The organism is Limnoglobus roseus, assembly GCF_008254045.1.
GTDB lineage: Bacteria > Planctomycetota > Planctomycetia > Gemmatales > Gemmataceae > Limnoglobus > Limnoglobus roseus.
This window is the reverse complement of the sequence record NZ_CP042425.1, coordinates 629847-645795: the sequence shown is the minus strand read 5'-3', so window position 1 is coordinate 645795 and position 15949 is coordinate 629847. Positions and strand designations below refer to the sequence as shown.

Here is a 15949-nt window from a genome sequence, read left to right as displayed (position 1 = left end):
GTCACTTCTCCGGCAACACGTTGAGATTGGGCAATGACAACTTTGGAGTTTCGACGTTGGAATTCGGCGAGGCGATCGTACGGTTACTCGTCATTGGAACGGTCGGAACGGCTACGGTCGCGGTCATCGTTGTGACGGGATACTTCAAGCGATTGTACCGCTCGATGGTTTCTCTTGAGATCGACTCTTCAAAACCTTGCCCCACACCAAGTTTGGCCTTGAGTTCTCTCAATTCGATCGTGAAGGGAGAAAGAACATAGCAGCACCAACACTCGCTCCTGCGGACCTGACCGCTTTCAAGCCGGTCTAACATCATCCGTTGAAGTTGGGAAACTTCGAGGTAAACTGCCTCATATTCGCGGAGAAGTTGCGGTGTCTCGCCGTAGAGTTCTTTCATCACGGCGTTCCGATTCCGTACGACTTGCATGATGTTGAAAAACGTGTTCGGATCCCACGTCCCGCTTGCGATCAGCATGTGATTCAGTCGAACTTGTTCGTCGATTGCGGCCAGATGCTGTTTCAAGAGCCGGCGTCGGGCCACCTCTTGCGGGTCCAGTTCCGTCCGTGGAAGTGCGAGAACGGCCAGCCCCAGCACCGCGGTGAAGGCCGCCAGTGAGAGTTTGGGATTGAGCACGGGCGTCTCCGACACGAGGATGGTGGGACGGAGCCATACCGTCGGCCGCAGGAATCTGGCAACCCGAAGTCCGCGAACCGATCACCTTTCGACCGAATCGGTGTCCGTCTCTCCGGAGGTTCCATCATGCCGCGACGCGAAGACTTGGACGGAGACAACATCTTCGTCCTGCACGATTTTCTGACGCCGGACGAGTGCCAGTATTACATCAACGCCAGCGAGGCGGCCGGGTACGGCGACGCGCCGATCACGACTTCCCGCGGGGCAATCATCGCGAAGGACGTTCGCAACAACGACCGCGTCATGGTCGACGACACGAAGCTCGCGGCCGAGTTGTTCGAGCGGTTGCTGCCGTTCCTGCCGGCGAATATCGATGGGTCCATCCCGTGCGGCTTGAACGAGCGATTCCGTTACTACCGCTATACGCCGGGGCAGAAGTTCGACTGGCACCTCGACGGGCGGTTCTACCGCGACAACGGTGAGATGAGTCACCTCACATTCATGATTTACCTAAACGACGGCTGCACCGGCGGCGAGACGCTTTTCAATCTGTCGCGATCTGGTGGCATTCGCATGGACGATCCCGTCCTTCGCGTGACGCCAACGATGGGGAAGGCGCTCGTCTTCCGACACCGGATTCTCCACACCGGGGCAATGGTGCTGGCCGGCACGAAGTACGTCCTGCGGACCGATGTCATGTACCGCGCGTCGTAACCCCGAAAGCCCGGCGCGGCCGTGCCCGGGCTTTCGACACTTCCTATCACAACAGGATGCCAACTCTTCTCTTCGACATCGACGGCACGCTCATCCGCACCGGCGGGGCCGGCAAGCACGCGATGGAAGCCGCCCTCCGCACTGCCTTCGGGGTCTCGCACATCCGCGACGAGGTGCCGTACAGCGGCCGCACCGACCCGGCCATCGGTCGCGACCTGCTCCGCGTTCACGGCGTCGACCCGACGGCCGAGAACTTCGCGAAGCTGAGCACGGCCTACCTTGGCCACCTGCAACCGAGCTTACACGCGAACGGCGGCGAGGTACTGCCGGGCGTGACGGACCTGCTGATACATCTGCACGGCAAGAAGCGGCGGATGGGCCTGCTCACCGGCAATGTCCGGGCCGGGGCGCGGCACAAGCTCTCGCACTTCGGCCTCTGGGACTACTTCGCGTTCGGCGGCTTCGGCGACGTTCACCACGATCGCGACGACGTGGCCCGTGCGGCTCTGACCGCGTTGAAGGACCACTCGCCGGACTACAAGCCGGCCGACGTGTGGGTGATCGGCGACACGCCGCTGGACGTGAAGTGCGCCCGCGCGATCGGCGCGAAGGTCGTCGCCGTGGCGACCGGCTGGCACTCGCTCGACGAACTGGCGGCGAGCGAGGCGGACCTGACACTGGCCGACCTCAGCGACTTCCAGAAGCTCCCGTCGCACTGGTTTCACTAATACCCATGCTCACCGTCCTCGCGGCCGACTTCGTTCCGTCGCGGAACGGTTTCCCGTTCCCGAACTGGTTCCCGCCGGGGACGCCAGTGGTGGAACTACCCACGCCGTTCGGCGTCATCCCAATCGGCAACGCGAACGGCGGCCTCTGCGGCGGCATGGTCTTCACCGCCATCGACCTGTTTCGTTACGGCCAACTGCCCCCGCCCGACCCCGACCGGCCGGTGGTCCGCTACCTCGGCGGGCGGCTCGTCGACAGTTTCAATCTGCCGTTCGGCTTCTTGAAGTACTACGACTGGCAGCGGCGGCCCACGACCAGCCGATACGCCCTGGGGCTGAACGTGCAGACCGGCGTCTCGTCACTGACGATCGACAACGAATGGCCGCGAGTGCAGATGCTACTAGACGCGGGGCAGTTGGCGGCGCTCGGGTTGGTCAAGGTGTACTCGCTGAGCCCGCGAGAGATGGGCAAGAACCATCAGGTGCTCGCCTACGGCTACGACCTCGACGACGATCAGACGGTGACGCTGAAGGTGTACGACCCGAACTACCCCGGCGACGACGGCGTGACGCTGTCGCTGAACTTGCAAGACGCCGAGGCTGGTCGGGGCGTGACGCACAGCCGCGAAGGGGAGTCCGTCCGCGGGTTCTTCCTTACGGAGTACCGGTTGGCGGAACCGCCGCTGTTTGGGCCGGCTTGACCGCCAGCAACCAGATTTCCCCGAACGGTTCGAGTTGCTCCAACTCGATCTCGTGGTGCTTGATGAGTTCCAGGATTGCGAGGAACAAGCCGATGAGCTTGGACTTCGAGTACGGCGGCGTGAACACGTCGCGGAAGTTGATCCGCCCGGCCGCCCGCACCTGTTCGACCACGCGGCGCTCGTACACCTCTTGCGGGGTGTCGTCGATCGTGATCGTCTTCGGTTGAAGCCCCTGCGTTTCGCGCATGAGGCGGGCGAAGGCGCTCACCAAGTCCCAGAGTTCGACCGGCCGCACGGGCGGCGCGCCGCCGACCGCGGCCGGTTCGAGCGGGGCCACGCGCGGCAGGCGGGTGTTGTGCGACTCGGCCCGCTGTTCCAGGGCGGCGGCGGCGTCCTTGTACTTACGATACTCCAGCAGTTGCTTCACGAGTTGCCGCCGCGGGTCCGGGGCTTCGCCCGCCTCGGCCGCGACCTCGCTCGGCAGCAAGCCGCGAACCTTGATCTCCATGAGCGTCGCGGCCATCACGAGGAAGTCGCCGACGAGTTCCACGTCGAGTTGCTGCACGACGCGGATGTATTCGAGGAACTCGTCGGCGATGGTCGCGATGGGAATGTCGTGAACGTCCACCTCGTTCCGGCGGACGAGGTATAGCAGCAGGTCGAGCGGCCCGTGGAAGGTTTGCAGGCTGACTTGGTAGCTCATCCTTTTGATGTAGTGACGAGTGGCGGGTGGCGAGCACGGAACCGCTTACCTGCCACCCCGCGTTCTCATCGGTTGGCGTACCAGACCCGCGGTGCTTCGGAGTTGTCGGCATGGAACGCCCGTCGTGCCGGTGGGTCAACGCGGGTCAGAATCCGGTGCGACTACTTGGCCACCGGGAAAAACTCGCGGACTTCCAGCGTGTACCCCTTCTCGGACGTCAACAACGGGCCGGTTAGTTTCACCTTGTGCTCGCCGCCCTTGTCGGCCTTGAGTTGGGCCGCGAGTTGGTCGTATGCGTCGCGCTCGTCGGGTTCGGGCTGACGGGCGGCCTTCTTCTTCGCGTTCCACTGGAGTTTGTTTTTCAACGGCCCGAGCGGGACCGGGTCCTTGACACCGGGAATGGTCAGGACGAGGCCCGCGTCGGTACTCGCGACCGTGCCGCTCGCGGTGACTTCGACGCCGCGGAAGGTGTAGGTTTGATCGACGGTCGCCTTGAACTGCGCGGCCCACTTCTGCGGGTCGGGCAGACCGGCGTCCTTCGGGTACACTTGGGCCGTGCAGTTGTAGCCGTTGGCCGCCTTGTCGACGGATTTCACGCCATCGAGTTTCGTCAGCGCCCAGTACGCCCCGCTCCAGCAACTGCCTTCGATGGCGTTCTCGTAGGGGCAGGCGATCGTAACGCCGACCACGACGTCGTGGACCTGCCCGCGGGCGGGGACGGCTGACGCCGTCATGGCCACGATGGCCGACAGCAGGCAGGGAAGCATCGTCCGCGTGATTCTCATGGTTCGTCCTCGGTCGAACGTCGGCGGACCACCGCGGCGACGGGCGGTGGTCCGGTCCGGGGTGGTTAGGGGTGGATTCTCACGATCTTGGCCACGGAGGGTACGCCGGAATTGTCCAGCACAAAGAGCATGTAATGGCCGGGCGGGCACCGCTTGGGGTCGGCCGGGGCCGTCACGGTCAGCCCGCCCATCCCCGCCATAAAGGCCAGGACGTTCATCCGCTGGTTCATGTTGAACGAGTGGGTCACGGACGAAAGGCGGATCCAGGTCACCTTGCCGATTTGGTTCGGGTGGCTCGTCCCCACCGTGAAGGCGTCGCCGTACTTCACCTCGGTCGGGGCGGCCGTGATGTCCGGCCGGGCAGCCCTCGTGCCGTTGGCAGCGAACAGGTACGGCGGGGAAAAGATTTGGGCGTCCTTGTGCGTGTCTTCCGGCAGGTTGTCCGTGCCATTGTTGGGCGGACTGTACTCGCCGCCGCCCGCGCTCAGGACCGTCGCGTCCGGCAACAGGACGGCGGTGGAGTGGTAACAGCGGTCGACGGCCGCCTTGGCCATCTTCGTCCACTGTTGGCCGGCCGGCTTGGTCGGGTTCCACAACTCGGCCGAGCGGATCGGCGAGCCGATCCGCAAGTCGTTGAAGCCGGGCATCTCGCCCGCGTATTTCGCCCCCCCGCCTTGCGTGCCGCCGGTGACCAGGATGGTGCCGTCGGGCAAGAGCGTGCCGTTGTGCTGGGTCCGCTTGAACTGCACGGGGTCCATGCCCGCCCACGCCAACGGCGTCTTCGCCAGGTCGAGCACCTCCACGACGTTCGTCGGCGCGTTGCCGCCGCCGATGTAGACGACCTTGCCGACGTCGTCGGGCGACACCGTGTACAGCACCGACGGGGCGTAATCCTTCGGCGCCCGCGTGTCGATCTTGTCGGCGAAGGGAGACCACGTGCCGGCGTTGTCGGTGTCGAGGAACTGCGTGAACCGCAGCGGGCCGGACATGAACACGTGGCCGTCGGAGACGACGTGCATCCGCGGGTAGTACGGGCCGTTGACGAACGACGCGCCGGTCAACTCCCGCCACCCGCTGCCGTCCTTCCAGACCTGCTGCGTGACGTTCGGCTTGCCGTCGTCGCCGTTGCCCAGCGACACGAGTACGCCGCCGTCGGACAGGGTGACGACGGTCGGATACCACCGCCCGCCGACCATGTCCGGGATGGTGCCCAGCGGCGTCCACGAGTCGGTGGCGAAGTTGTAGATGGTGGCGTGCCGTTCCCCGTGGCCGTCGGTGATGTGCCCGCCGGCCACGAACAGGCGGCCGTCGGGCAGGAAGCTGTGGCCGCTGCAGAACAGGTTGTACCCCGGCTGGTTGGTGGGTTCGGAGAACGCGGTGTCGGCGGTTCCCTTTGTGGGGTCCCAGATCCGCGTCGTGCAGACGTGGGGGTTCAGGTCGTGGCCGTCGCTCGCTTCGCGGCGGCTCCAGAAGAGCACCTTGCCGTTCGGCAGGACGCTCGCGTGGATCATCACGTTCCGGGTGCCGAAGACCGGTGACCACTCCCCCTGCGCGGCGGGTTGGGCCTGCGCGGCCCGGCCCCCGATCGCCAGGGCGATGCCCACGAGAAGCCCCGGCACGCGGACGGGCCATCGAAATCGGTTCATGGTCACTCACTCCTCCAGGGAACCGCGTCCGCCCGCGGCGGGGCGGCCTCAGAAAACCACCCTCGTCGGGCCGACCGGGAGCGGGAACTTGATCTCGACAAAGCCGGTCGTCGGGTCGTGCCGCCATGCCGTGGCTTCGTTCGCGAAATCGTCCGCGTTGTCCTTCTCGGGCACGGCCGCGCCGTCGCGGCTGACGCCGGCCGGCCGGGGGGCGAGGATCGACAGCCGCACCAGCCGCGCGACCGGCGAGGTGACATTGACTTCGACCTGCCCCCCGGCGGTGGCGCAGGTGATGTCCGTGCCGTCGTGGACGACGAACCCCGACGACGCCGCCGGGTAGATGCGGACCAGCAACCCGTCGGTCGGCGTGCGGACCTGGGCGTTGTTCACGTAATTGGCATCGCAGAGCGTCTGCGGGAGGTCGGCCAGCATCGGGATGATAGCCCCGTCGCGGGCGAACACCGGCAGCTTCGTCCGGTCGGCGTTCGCCCAGGCGTGGTTGCCGCCGCCGGCCGAGTGGTCGATCCGCTCGTTCGTCCAGAAGTCGATCCACCGGCCCTTCGGCAGGTACACGCCGCGGGCCGTCACGTTCGGTTCGACGACCGGGGCCACGACGAGTTCGCTGCCGAAGTAGTACACGTGCTTGATGGCGAACGTCTTCGGCTCGTCCGGGTGGATCAACAGCAGCGGGCGGAGGATCGGCAGCCCGGTTCGGCTCGATTCTTGCGCGAACGTGTAGATGTACGGGAACAGCCGCGTGTGCAGTTCGGCGTAGAACCGGAAGTTCCGCAGGGCCTCGTTGTCGGTGAACTCCCGGTCGTGGTTCGCCGGGTCCGCCCGTTCGGCGGCACTCACGTATCCCCAGGGGAACTGCCCGTGCGGGTGGGAAACGTTCGGCGGCTTCTCGCTCAGTTGTCGGTGCATCTGCATGATCGGCGTGAAGCACCCGAACTGCGTCCACCGTATGAACAGGTCGATGTCGGTCTGTGCCGGTTCGTACTTCCGCTGGTAGCCGCCCACGTCGTGGCCCCAGATCGAGAACCCGCTCAGGGCCGCCGACAGGCCGGCGGTCACGACGCTCGGCAGGCCGTTGTCCGGGTGGAAGTTGGGTTCGTTGTCCCCGGCCCAGCACCCCGGGAACGCCTGCGACCCGTGCGACCCGCCCCGCGAGAAGATCAGCCCGCGGTTCGCGCCGACGGCGTCGGTCAGGATGCCGTACACCGCCTTGTGGTATTCGACCGAGTACCGGTTCCGCAGTTCCCTCGCCGTAGCGTTGCCGTCGAAGTACTTCGCGTCGTTGGACAGGTACACGCCGTTCGGGTTGTGGTCCGCGCCTCGGGTGCCCAAGGCTTCGCCGTCGTCCGTCTTGAACCCGCAGACGGCCGCCTCCAGTGCCCCCGAATGGGTGGTGACGCTACTGTCGTTGAGGAGTTTGACCAGTTGATCCTTGAGCCAACTCCGTGCCGCCGGGTTGGTGAAGTCGATGTGCCGGCCGTGCCCCTTCCACCAGTGAATGCCGGGCTTGCCCGACCCGTCGGTTTCGGTCGGGACGAACATGCCCTTCGCCACCCCGTCGTCGAAGTTGCCGGCCTTCGCATCCTGGCCCTCGATCACCTCGTCAACTTCGCCGGCTCTCTCGTCGTGGTTGGACTCGTCGTTGACGAACGGCGTCATCCAGCAGATTACCTTCAGGCCGTTCTTCTGAAAGAAGCCCATCATCTCGGCGAGCGACTTGAAGCCGTCGAACGGTTTGGTCGCCTGGGCCGGTTGGTTCTCGAACGTCCCGCCCTTGCCGAACTGGGTCGTCGGGTCGGCCGCGGGGCCGTTCCCGATGTTGAAGACAAAGTCGTTGTAACCCTTCTCCCACGGCGAATCGAAGACGAACCCGGAGACGGGGATCTTGCGTTCGAGGAACTTCTGTACCGCGTACCGGACCTCGCCGCCGTTGCGCCAGGCGTCGGACGAAATCCACGGGCCGAACGCCCACGGCGGCGGCAACGGCGGGCGGCCGGCCAGCCCGGTGTACCGGCTCAGGGCGTCGGTCAGTTTCGGCCCGCCGACCAGGTGCAGGGCCAACCCGCCGGGCCGCGTGGGAACGGTCGGTTGTTCGATCGCGTACCGATCGGGCTTCGACTTCCGCATGTCGAAGACACTCTCGACGGAAGAATCCAGGTGGAACCCGTACCCCCGACTACTGAGGAACCAGGGGACGACCTTGTAGGCGAAATCCTCCTTCGACGGGTCGCCCGGGGTGAACTTCGCCCCCGGGTGGTCCTGGGTTTTCATCTCCAACCGTCGGCCCGCCTGGTCGAGCGCGTTGAACCGTTCGCCGAACCCGAAGAAGCTCTCCGCGGCGTCGGACTTCACGGACATCGTGGCCGACGCCGGCTTTGCCCGTGCCAGTCGACGATTTCGTACCGGAGCACCCCGTCGGTGGGGAACGACACCCGCGCGGTCGCCTTGCCACCGCCGAGCTCGTGGTCGAATTCCAGAACCGCCGCGGACGGTCGGGCCGGCCCGATCAACCGGCCGAGGGTGACGGCGTGGCCGCCGAGTTGAACCTCAATGGGTTCGAGTTGGACTATGGTCGCCTGGGCCGCGCCCGTCGGGTCCGGCCCGACCAGGGCGATGCCCCCGGTGTCCGAGAACACTCGCGCCTGGAACGTGCCGTCGGGTGCGTCGATCGTGATGGGAGGTGTCGGTGGCATGGCGGCCTACTTCCTGTCGTTCGGGGCAAGGGCCGTCCGCCGATGGTTACTCGGCCGTGGAGCACGGGTCGAAGTTCGGGTCGTCGTCGTCCCCCTCGTCGTCGGCCGTCGGCAGGCTGACCGCCACCGCCGGCGGCGGGTCGCCGAGAACCGTGACGAGGGTGCCGATCGCCGGCTGGAAGAAGTACTCGCCGCCGGTCATGGTGACGAAGTGCATGATGCTCAGGTGGGCCGCCTGGGTGCCCGTCTTGGGCAGCAGGAAATCCCCCTGCGGCGTCTGCGAGATGATCGGGTCTTCCCCCGTTCCCGGCTTCGAGAAGTTCGGGTTGTGGACCCAGTTCCGTTGGATGAACTCGAACTGCCGCGAGATGCTGCTCTGGTAGCAGAGGAACAGCAGGCCGCGGTCGCCCGGTTCCTCCAGACCCGGCTTCCCCGCGTGCCCGACGGAGCCGAGGCCCGGCCGGAACGACGTGCCGAACGGGATGCCGCGGCGCATGATCCTGTGCGTCTGAGTGTCGCTCTCGCCGCCGCCAGGAGTGGGGTCGTCGCGGGGGTACGTCTTGCGGATGTGGGCCCCAAGTGGGACCTTGAGCCCGTCCGCGTCGTCGCCGTACTCGAAGTGGTTGTCGAGCCGCGAGTCCTCCGACAGATTGCCGTCGTTCCGCGGGAAGCCGGGTGGCAGGCCGAGGGCCGCGGCCACTTCCGCCGACGGGTCGCCGGTCGTCGGGTCGAAACTCGCGGACAGCTTTCCTTGCTTCATCAACTCTTCCTCGTCGCGGGTCAGTTCGAGCGGGGCACCGCTCTTGTACCGACCGACGAGTTTGGCCCCCATCACTTCCGAGGACAGCCCCTGCGCGGCGGCCAGGGCGGCGACGTGATCGCGGAACCCGCCGACGTTCTGGGCCAGCCGGCGGAAGACCAGGTACGACCCGTTGACCGCCCAGTCCGGGGCGTCCTCGTCGCCGCCGCGCTTCGGGCTGATCGGACCGGGGTCCGGGTTCGGCGCGAGCGTCTCGTTCGGGCACGACTTGTCCTGCGGGATTTGCGTCGGGTAGCCGAGGACAAACTCGCCGCCGTGAAGCCGGTCTTGGCCGGGGTTGGCCTGGATGGGCTCGCTCGGCGCGACCATGCCCGGCCGGTGTTCGTCGAGGACGCGGATGGCCGGCTGCGACACGCCGTCGCGGAACCCGAAGTGCTCGTGCCCCGGTTCGTCCTCGCGAACGGCCCCGTCTTGCAGGTAGAGTAGCCGCACGCCCCCGTTCACCCCGATGTTGTGCAGGTACCGCAGGACGTGTTCACCCAGGTCTTCCTGGCTGTCGGCGGCGACGATCAGGATCGCGTGAACGTCCGGCTTGCCGAGCGGGCCGACCCAGTTGGCCGGGTCGTTCGCCCCCACGTCCCCGATGATCGCCTTGCGGGCGGCCATTCCCGCCCGGAAGGCGTCGGGGAACCGCCCGAGGTCGGCGGCCGTCACGCCCAGGGCTTCCAGCCCCTTGAACGAGAAGCCGAGGTTCATCCACGTCGCCTTGACCACGCCGAGTTCTCCGCCCCGCCGCAGGTTGACCCGCTTGAACAGCGTGTCGAACTGGGCCACCTCGGCGGCCGACGCCACCTCGGTCGCGATCCCGCCGACCCAGGCGCGGGCCTTCACCGTGTCGGTGAAGTTCAGGAATAAGAACGTCTGGTGGTCCTTGTTGAACCCGCCGATGACGTTGCCCTGGATGTCGCCCAAGCCGTCCTTGATGTTCGGCACGGGTGGGGCGGGCGGGACGGTCGGGGGAGAGGCCGGGACGGAAGGGGCATTCGTGGCCATGTCGTCGGCTCCGAGGTTCGGGGTGCGTTCACACGGGATCGAGACAGCGGTCCAAGACGGGGGCGGCCGGTCGGGCGACGGGGGGCTTCCTCACGCACCGAACCCGACACGCTACCGCGTCACGACATTCTTGCGTCTCACGAGCCGCGTACCATGACCTAAACAGGTCATCTCGGTCAGCCCGGCGGGGCGTCCTCCACCAGCCCACGGTTCCACAGCCAGCGGAGGATCGCCAGCGAGCGGTTCGTTCCGTCGGAACAAGAGTTGTCGGTCACGAGTCGCCAGACCGGCGTCGGGTGGCTCATGCGATCGAGCAGTGGTGCGACCGGAACGCCCCCCAGGAACGCGATTGGGCGGTCGAGGTTCGGGTGAACGATGGCCCGTTCCGTCCGCACGAAGTCGCCGCGGATGACCGGAGCCGACACGAACCGGACGGCGGGAGCCCTCACGAGGAGTTGCCCGCCGTCGAGGGGCCGATCCGGGAACCGCGGTTCATCCGCGGCCGGCCGACTGCGTGCCGCCCAAAACGCGGTGGGTCGGTGCCGCCATTGTTCGTGGTAGAGCACCCCCGCTTGCCGAAGGTGGCGGTCGGCGTCTTCCCGCAATCGGTTGGCGTAGTACGTCACTGCCGCCTCGGTGCCCGCCCCGGCGAGCAGCGTGTGGGCGACGCACGTGCCGCCCAACGCCTGGGCGATCGCGGTCTGGACCCCTTGCGACGAGATGGGGTCCACGGCGAAGGCGGCTTCGCCCACCTTGATCCAATCGACCCCGACCGGCGAGTCGTCCGCCTGCGGGGATGACGCACAGACTCGCACCGTCGTTTCCAAACGCCCGCAGCCGATCTCGGACAAGAGTACCGAATCGGCGAGGAGCTGCCGGTACGCCGCCGCGAGGTCGCCCGGCCGGCCTTTGATTCGCTCAGAGGAGGTGAACACGGTCGCGTTCCACGTCCCGTCCGGGATGGGTGCGGCCCAGTACCAGCGGTCTTCACCGGCCTCGACGCGAGTTTCTCCGCCGGCCGGCCCGACGCCGGACCAGTACCCGTACACGGCGACCGTCGGGGCGGTCAGCCGCCGCTTCCGACCGCCGAGAATGCCGCGACGACCGCTCGCATCGACGATGAACTCGGCATCAATCGCGAGCGGACCGGCCGGGGTGAGGGCTTCGACCGTCCAGTCCCGCGGCCCGCGTCGAACCGGCGGGCGGGCGGTTGCCCGTTCGAGGACGTGAACCCCGGCACGGGCCGCGGCCGACAAGAGGATGCGGTCGAACCGGCCCCGGTCCACCTGAAAGCCGGGTGATCCGCCCCAATCGGTTTGCGGTCGTCGTTGCCCGGCCCAGTGAACGATGGCGGCCGTCGGCCGGAAGAAGCCCGCTCGTTCCACCTCGGCTCGAACGCCGAGTTGGTCGAGGAGCGGGACGATGCTCGGGGGGAGCGACTCGCCCTCGTGCCGACGCGGGAACTGTTCCGCCTCCAGAAGCGTGACGACGTGGCCGAGGCGGGCGAGGCCGGCGGCGATGGTCGTCCCGGCCGGGCCGCCGCCGATGACGCACACGCCGGTTCGCTCGGCCATCGGCGTCCTTTACGGATTCCCCGCGGCGAAGTAATCCGGGCGAGCCGTCAGCAGGCGGACGTAGGCTCCGAGGCAGTAGTCGAGCCACCCGCGGATGTAGTCGCACGCCGGGCGGCCGCGGGCCAGAACTTCGTGATGACAGCCGCCGCCGCAGAGGTAGCGGGCCCAACACGAGCGGCACGGCTCCTGGCGGTGAACGTGCCGCTCGGCCAGCCACTTCTGCTGGCGGCCGCGGTCCACCCCGTCGACCAGATCGCCCATGTCGCCCGCGGCGTCCCCGACGAACCGATGACAGGCCGACAGGCGACCGTCCGCCGACACGCCGAAGTAGCCGGCCCCGGCCCCGCACGGGTACGGCCGGTGGGTGCCCCGGTGTATCTCGCGAAGGGCCGTCACCACGTTCGTGAACGGGTACCGTTCTCCGGCCCGGACCCGCCGCTCGAACGCCGTGCCGCACGCGATCATCCCGGCCAGCACGGCGTCGAGGTCGCCGGCCTGCAACTGGCCGCGGCCGGTCGGGGATGCGAGCATTGGAGAGAACCCGACGGAATGGAATTTCATCCCGATCAGGCCGTCGAGCGTCTGGGGCAGGTCCAAGTTCTGCGGCGTCACCGTGACGCGGGCCGACACCTGCATCCGCCGCTGCTGGGCCAAGAGGGGGCGGACGTTCTCGACGACGCGGGCGAAGCTCCCCGCGCCGCCCTTGTACGGCCGCTGTCGGTCGTGAACGTCCCCCAGGCCGTCCAGGCTGATCGTCACGGCGAACCCGTACCGTTCGAAAAAGTCGCCGTCGTCCGGCCGCACGAGCGTGCCGTTGGACGTGATCGAGAACCCCAACCGCACGCCGCGGTCGCGGGCCAGTTCGGCGGCGAACTCCGTCGCCTCTCGCAGAACCACCCGGGCAAGGAGCGGCTCGCCGCCGAGGAAGGCGAGGTTGGCTTTCGAGCCGGGTGGGCATTCGCCGAGCAGTCGGCGGACGGCCGCCCGCGCGACTTCCGGTGGCATCGCCTTGGCCTCGCCCCCGAAGTCCCCTTCCTGGGCGTAACAGTACGTGCAGGCCAGGTTGCACTTCTGGGCGACGGCCAGCGAGAGCGACCGCATCGGCATTTCCGTCGGTGGTTCGTCGGCGATCGCGGGTGGGCCGTCGAGGCCGGCATCCGCGAGCAGTCGGGCGGCGGCTTCCCCGCCGGCTGCCATCGCCGCCCGGAAGTCGTCGGCCTGGTCTTCGGTCAACCCGTAGACCCGCGACCCGCCCACGACGAACAGGTGCGGCCCGGCGTCGGTCTCCACGAGGCGGACGTCCGGGCTTCCGGCCGCGTGTGTTCCACTGTCCCGGAGCGGAAAGCCCCCGGCCGATGGAAGGAGTGGCAGATTCAGTAGCATTTGCACCTCGGCTCGCGGCCCTGCTTGCCTCACTCGCTGTCGTTGCCCTGGACGACGAACCGCAACAGCCCCGGCCAGTTGCGGAACAGTTCCTCGTACGTGATGAGGTTGCTCGCGAAGTAATCCTTCACAGCCGGGTCGCGATCTTTCTGGAGCCAGTTGTGGCCGGTGCTGGCCACCCCGGTCGTGTCCACGTTCACATAGTCCGGGCGACTGGCCGCCCAGTAATAGCAGCCGCACTCGCGATAGTCGTTCTGCCACGGGGAGCACAGGCTTTGAGTCAGCTCGCCGGGCTGCACGGCGTCGCGGGCGATGGCCCCCTCGGTTAAGATCGCCCGGACCGTCAGGTCGACGACCGTGGCCGGGCCGACCGGCCCGCCGGTGGCCGGGTCGTCGTCCTGGAACGTGCACGGCACGGTCGCCCCGGGCCGGGTGACGATGTCGGCCAGGGCGTTCGTCCATTCCAGGAAGGCGGCCGGGACGAGCTGCGTGACGGGACCGCCGACGACCTGTGGGCCGGTCACGGCGGCGGTAATGGCAACGCCGTTGACGGCCACCAACCGCTTGCCGGCCAGGGCCGCGATCGTCGGTGAGACACCGGGTTCCACCCCGACAACGAGGTTGTCGGCCTCGTGCAAGATGATGCCGACGAATATCCGCCGCCAGAGGTTGCGGAAGTCGAATTCCAGGCCGGGAAAGCAGTTCGCGATGGCCGACACCGGCGTCGTGGTGGGCGGGTTGCCGGCCGCCCGATAGCGGAGCCGGGCGGACAGGTTCTTCGGGTCCAAGGATGGCATCGGCACACCTCTGGGGGGCAAGGGTACTAGCTCAGACTTTGAATCCACTCGGTCAGGATGGTCAGCCCCGTCTTGCCGGTGTCGGCGACGGTGCCGGTGGTGAGCGGCCCGTTCATCGGGTGCGTCGGTGTCCGGATCAACTGCACGAGGGCCGAGCCGTCGGGGTTTCCGGGAACGATCAGCCGTTGGCCGGCCAGCGGGCCGGCCTCGTCCCCCTTGGAGGACGCGGTGCGCAGATAATTCAGCAACGCCGGCTTGTCCGAGAACAGTTCGGCCAGCGTGCGCGTCGCGTCGATCATGATGCCCAGGTGGCGGTTGCGGCGGTTGAAAAAGTGGTCGATCATCTTCAGCATGTTCGCCTCCGGCGTGGCCGCGGCCGGGGGCGGGGCCGGGGGCTGAACGCCGCGCAGTGTTGCGGCCTGGCGGCGCGTGAGGGCCAGGTGCAACCCGTCGCTGCCGCGCATCATGCCCGGCATCTTGCGGCGGCCGGCGTTGCTCAGGTCGCCGGCCTTTTCGGGCGATCGCAGGATGCCGCCGACGCTACTCGCATCGCCGCCCGCGACTTGCTCGACGACGCCTTCATGCAACTGCCGCACCATCTTGGCGTCGGCCCGACCGGGGGGGAAGATGGTCTCCCGGGCGCGACCGAACCCGGTGTCGTGGCGGGGCATGTTCGAGACGGGCCGCGTCGGGAAGTTGTCGTTCCCGGCGGCCGTGTTGAACAGTCGCACCGTCTCCAGGCCGCGGTGAATGATGTCCACCGCTTCGCCGATCGGGACCGGCCCGGTGAAGACCGGCCCGAGGGCGATCTGCTCCAAATCGTCCGCGACGGTTCGCAGGTGGAAGGTGTCCGGCGCGAAGGTCGGCGGGCCGGCCGAGATGCGGGCGAACGCCGTCAGTTCCTTCGCCCCGAACCGCACGCGGACCTCGACGATCCCGTCCGATGCGTCGTCGAGATAGCCGTTGCTCACCCACATCCGGTTCGGGCCGGAGCCTTCGAGATGGCCGAAAAAGATCGACCCCGGCGCGGTCGGCACCGGCTTGCCCGGCACGCCGAACTCGTCGACGTGGCCGCGCCACTGGCCCCGCGTGGCGTCGTAGACGTCGTCCACGACGTTCGGGTCGCCGGCCGTCGGCCCGTACACCTTTCCCGCCGGCGGTGTGAACCGCAATCGTACCTCGGGGAACCCCGCCGAGTCAGGGTCGATGTACTGCACCGTCCCGAAGGGGATGCTCTTGTTCGCCTTGAAGTTCGGGCACGTCCCCACGATAGACTTGACCGCGTGGTCGCCGAACCAGTCCACGACCGCTTCGATGCGATCGTTCGCGTCGCCGGTCCGCCGGAACGCCTTCCGGTTGGCCGTGTTGACCCGCCACTCGACGGTCGCCGTCAACTCGCCCAGGTGGTCCTTCGTGAGCGGTTCCAGTGGTGCGGCCTCGGTGGGCTGGAACCAGACTTCCAGGAACGGGGCCACCGGCTTGATCTTCCCGTCCGCGTCCCGGAATCGGACGGCCGCCGGGAGGGCCGCGCCGGTGATTTTCCCGGTCGCGCGGTCCACCTGCAAGGTCGGGGCGGGGGTCAGAGTGCGGGCGGCGCTGGCCGTCGTCGGGTCGGCCGGGGCGGGCCGATCGTTCGGGTCCGGGGACACGTTGTAGTTGTCCATCGGGTCCGGGGAATTGCCCATCCGGCCGATGGCGAACGGCGGCAGAATGGCGATCGCGAACAGGTCCGTGAGGGGCACGGGAGCCTCCGGTTAGGGGAAAGG

The 15949-nt window shown here is 67.6% G+C and carries 14 protein-coding genes; 3 read left to right on the top strand and 11 right to left on the bottom strand.

Annotated features, from left to right (window positions below):
- Window position 1 precedes the first annotated feature (1 nt).
- Entirely contained in the window at window positions 2–634 is a 633-nt protein-coding gene (locus PX52LOC_RS02565; protein ID WP_149108613.1) for a hypothetical protein, read from the bottom strand.
- Between the two features lie 126 nt (window positions 635–760).
- Here PX52LOC_RS02565 and PX52LOC_RS02560 point away from each other — a divergent pair, with 126 nt between their 5' ends.
- From PX52LOC_RS02560 to PX52LOC_RS02550, 3 genes are read left to right on the top strand one after another with little or no spacing between them, the layout of a single operon-like run.
- On the top strand, window positions 761–1348 hold the full coding sequence (locus PX52LOC_RS02560) for a 2OG-Fe(II) oxygenase (RefSeq protein ID WP_149108612.1): 588 nt from the start codon (window positions 761–763) through the stop codon (window positions 1346–1348).
- 56 nt (window positions 1349–1404) lie between these two features.
- Window positions 1405–2076, top strand: coding sequence for an HAD family hydrolase (locus tag PX52LOC_RS02555; protein WP_149108611.1), 672 nt, complete (start codon window positions 1405–1407; stop codon window positions 2074–2076).
- A gap of 5 nt (window positions 2077–2081) precedes the next feature.
- Entirely contained in the window at window positions 2082–2774 is a 693-nt protein-coding gene (locus PX52LOC_RS02550) for a hypothetical protein (protein ID WP_178132535.1), read from the top strand.
- On the opposite strand, the gene PX52LOC_RS02545 is transcribed toward PX52LOC_RS02550, so the two are convergent.
- The 10 genes from PX52LOC_RS02545 to PX52LOC_RS02500 form a co-directional block, all read right to left on the bottom strand.
- Window positions 2728–3477, bottom strand: coding sequence for a segregation and condensation protein A (locus PX52LOC_RS02545; RefSeq protein ID WP_149108610.1), 750 nt, complete (start codon window positions 3475–3477; stop codon window positions 2728–2730). The genes PX52LOC_RS02550 and PX52LOC_RS02545 overlap by 47 nt on opposite strands.
- Window positions 3478–3638: 161 nt before the next feature.
- A complete protein-coding gene (locus tag PX52LOC_RS02540) occupies window positions 3639–4262 on the bottom strand; it encodes a hypothetical protein (RefSeq protein WP_149108609.1) in 624 nt (207 codons plus the stop codon).
- A 65-nt stretch (window positions 4263–4327) separates the two neighbouring features.
- The gene (locus tag PX52LOC_RS02535; protein WP_149108608.1) at window positions 4328–5908 is read right to left on the bottom strand and encodes a galactose oxidase-like domain-containing protein; all 1581 of its coding nucleotides are present in this window, start codon (window positions 5906–5908) and stop codon (window positions 4328–4330) included.
- Between the two features lie 48 nt (window positions 5909–5956).
- Complete coding sequence (locus PX52LOC_RS02530) at window positions 5957–8281, bottom strand: TIM-barrel domain-containing protein (RefSeq protein ID WP_149108607.1); 2325 nt, start codon at window positions 8279–8281, stop codon at window positions 5957–5959.
- Entirely contained in the window at window positions 8272–8616 is a 345-nt protein-coding gene (locus PX52LOC_RS02525) for a hypothetical protein (RefSeq protein ID WP_149108606.1), read from the bottom strand. Before PX52LOC_RS02525 ends, PX52LOC_RS02530 begins: the two co-directional genes overlap by 10 nt.
- A 46-nt stretch (window positions 8617–8662) precedes the next feature.
- On the bottom strand, window positions 8663–10429 hold the full coding sequence (locus PX52LOC_RS02520; RefSeq protein ID WP_149108605.1) for a Dyp-type peroxidase: 1767 nt from the start codon (window positions 10427–10429) through the stop codon (window positions 8663–8665).
- Window positions 10430–10605: 176 nt separating this feature from the next.
- Window positions 10606–12003 (bottom strand): flavin-dependent monooxygenase QhpG, encoded by a 1398-nt coding sequence (qhpG, locus tag PX52LOC_RS02515; RefSeq protein ID WP_149108604.1) that lies wholly within the window; start codon window positions 12001–12003, stop codon window positions 10606–10608.
- A gap of 9 nt (window positions 12004–12012) precedes the next feature.
- Window positions 12013–13386: a radical SAM/SPASM domain-containing protein gene (locus tag PX52LOC_RS02510; protein ID WP_149108603.1), complete on the bottom strand. Its 1374-nt coding sequence runs from the start codon at window positions 13384–13386 to the stop codon at window positions 12013–12015.
- A 29-nt stretch (window positions 13387–13415) separates the two neighbouring features.
- On the bottom strand, window positions 13416–14183 hold the full coding sequence (locus PX52LOC_RS02505) for a hypothetical protein (RefSeq protein WP_149108602.1): 768 nt from the start codon (window positions 14181–14183) through the stop codon (window positions 13416–13418).
- Between the two features lie 26 nt (window positions 14184–14209).
- Complete coding sequence (locus PX52LOC_RS02500; RefSeq protein WP_149108601.1) at window positions 14210–15925, bottom strand: hypothetical protein; 1716 nt, start codon at window positions 15923–15925, stop codon at window positions 14210–14212.
- Window positions 15926–15949 lie beyond the last annotated feature (24 nt).

Coding starts and splice junctions, on each gene's coding strand:
- PX52LOC_RS02560 (WP_149108612.1), top strand. CDS start 761: ATGCCGCGACGCGAAGACTTGGACGGAGACAACATCTTCGTCCTGCAC.
- PX52LOC_RS02555 (WP_149108611.1), top strand. CDS start 1,405: ATGCCAACTCTTCTCTTCGACATCGACGGCACGCTCATCCGCACCGGC.
- PX52LOC_RS02550 (WP_178132535.1), top strand. CDS start 2,082: ATGCTCACCGTCCTCGCGGCCGACTTCGTTCCGTCGCGGAACGGTTTC.
- PX52LOC_RS02545 (WP_149108610.1), bottom strand. CDS start 3,477: ATGAGCTACCAAGTCAGCCTGCAAACCTTCCACGGGCCGCTCGACCTG.
- PX52LOC_RS02540 (WP_149108609.1), bottom strand. CDS start 4,262: ATGAGAATCACGCGGACGATGCTTCCCTGCCTGCTGTCGGCCATCGTG.
- PX52LOC_RS02535 (WP_149108608.1), bottom strand. CDS start 5,908: ATGAACCGATTTCGATGGCCCGTCCGCGTGCCGGGGCTTCTCGTGGGC.
- PX52LOC_RS02530 (WP_149108607.1), bottom strand. CDS start 8,281: ATGTCCGTGAAGTCCGACGCCGCGGAGAGCTTCTTCGGGTTCGGCGAA.
- PX52LOC_RS02525 (WP_149108606.1), bottom strand. CDS start 8,616: ATGCCACCGACACCTCCCATCACGATCGACGCACCCGACGGCACGTTC.
- PX52LOC_RS02520 (WP_149108605.1), bottom strand. CDS start 10,429: ATGGCCACGAATGCCCCTTCCGTCCCGGCCTCTCCCCCGACCGTCCCG.
- qhpG (WP_149108604.1), bottom strand. CDS start 12,003: ATGGCCGAGCGAACCGGCGTGTGCGTCATCGGCGGCGGCCCGGCCGGG.
- PX52LOC_RS02510 (WP_149108603.1), bottom strand. CDS start 13,386: ATGCTACTGAATCTGCCACTCCTTCCATCGGCCGGGGGCTTTCCGCTC.
- PX52LOC_RS02505 (WP_149108602.1), bottom strand. CDS start 14,183: ATGCCATCCTTGGACCCGAAGAACCTGTCCGCCCGGCTCCGCTATCGG.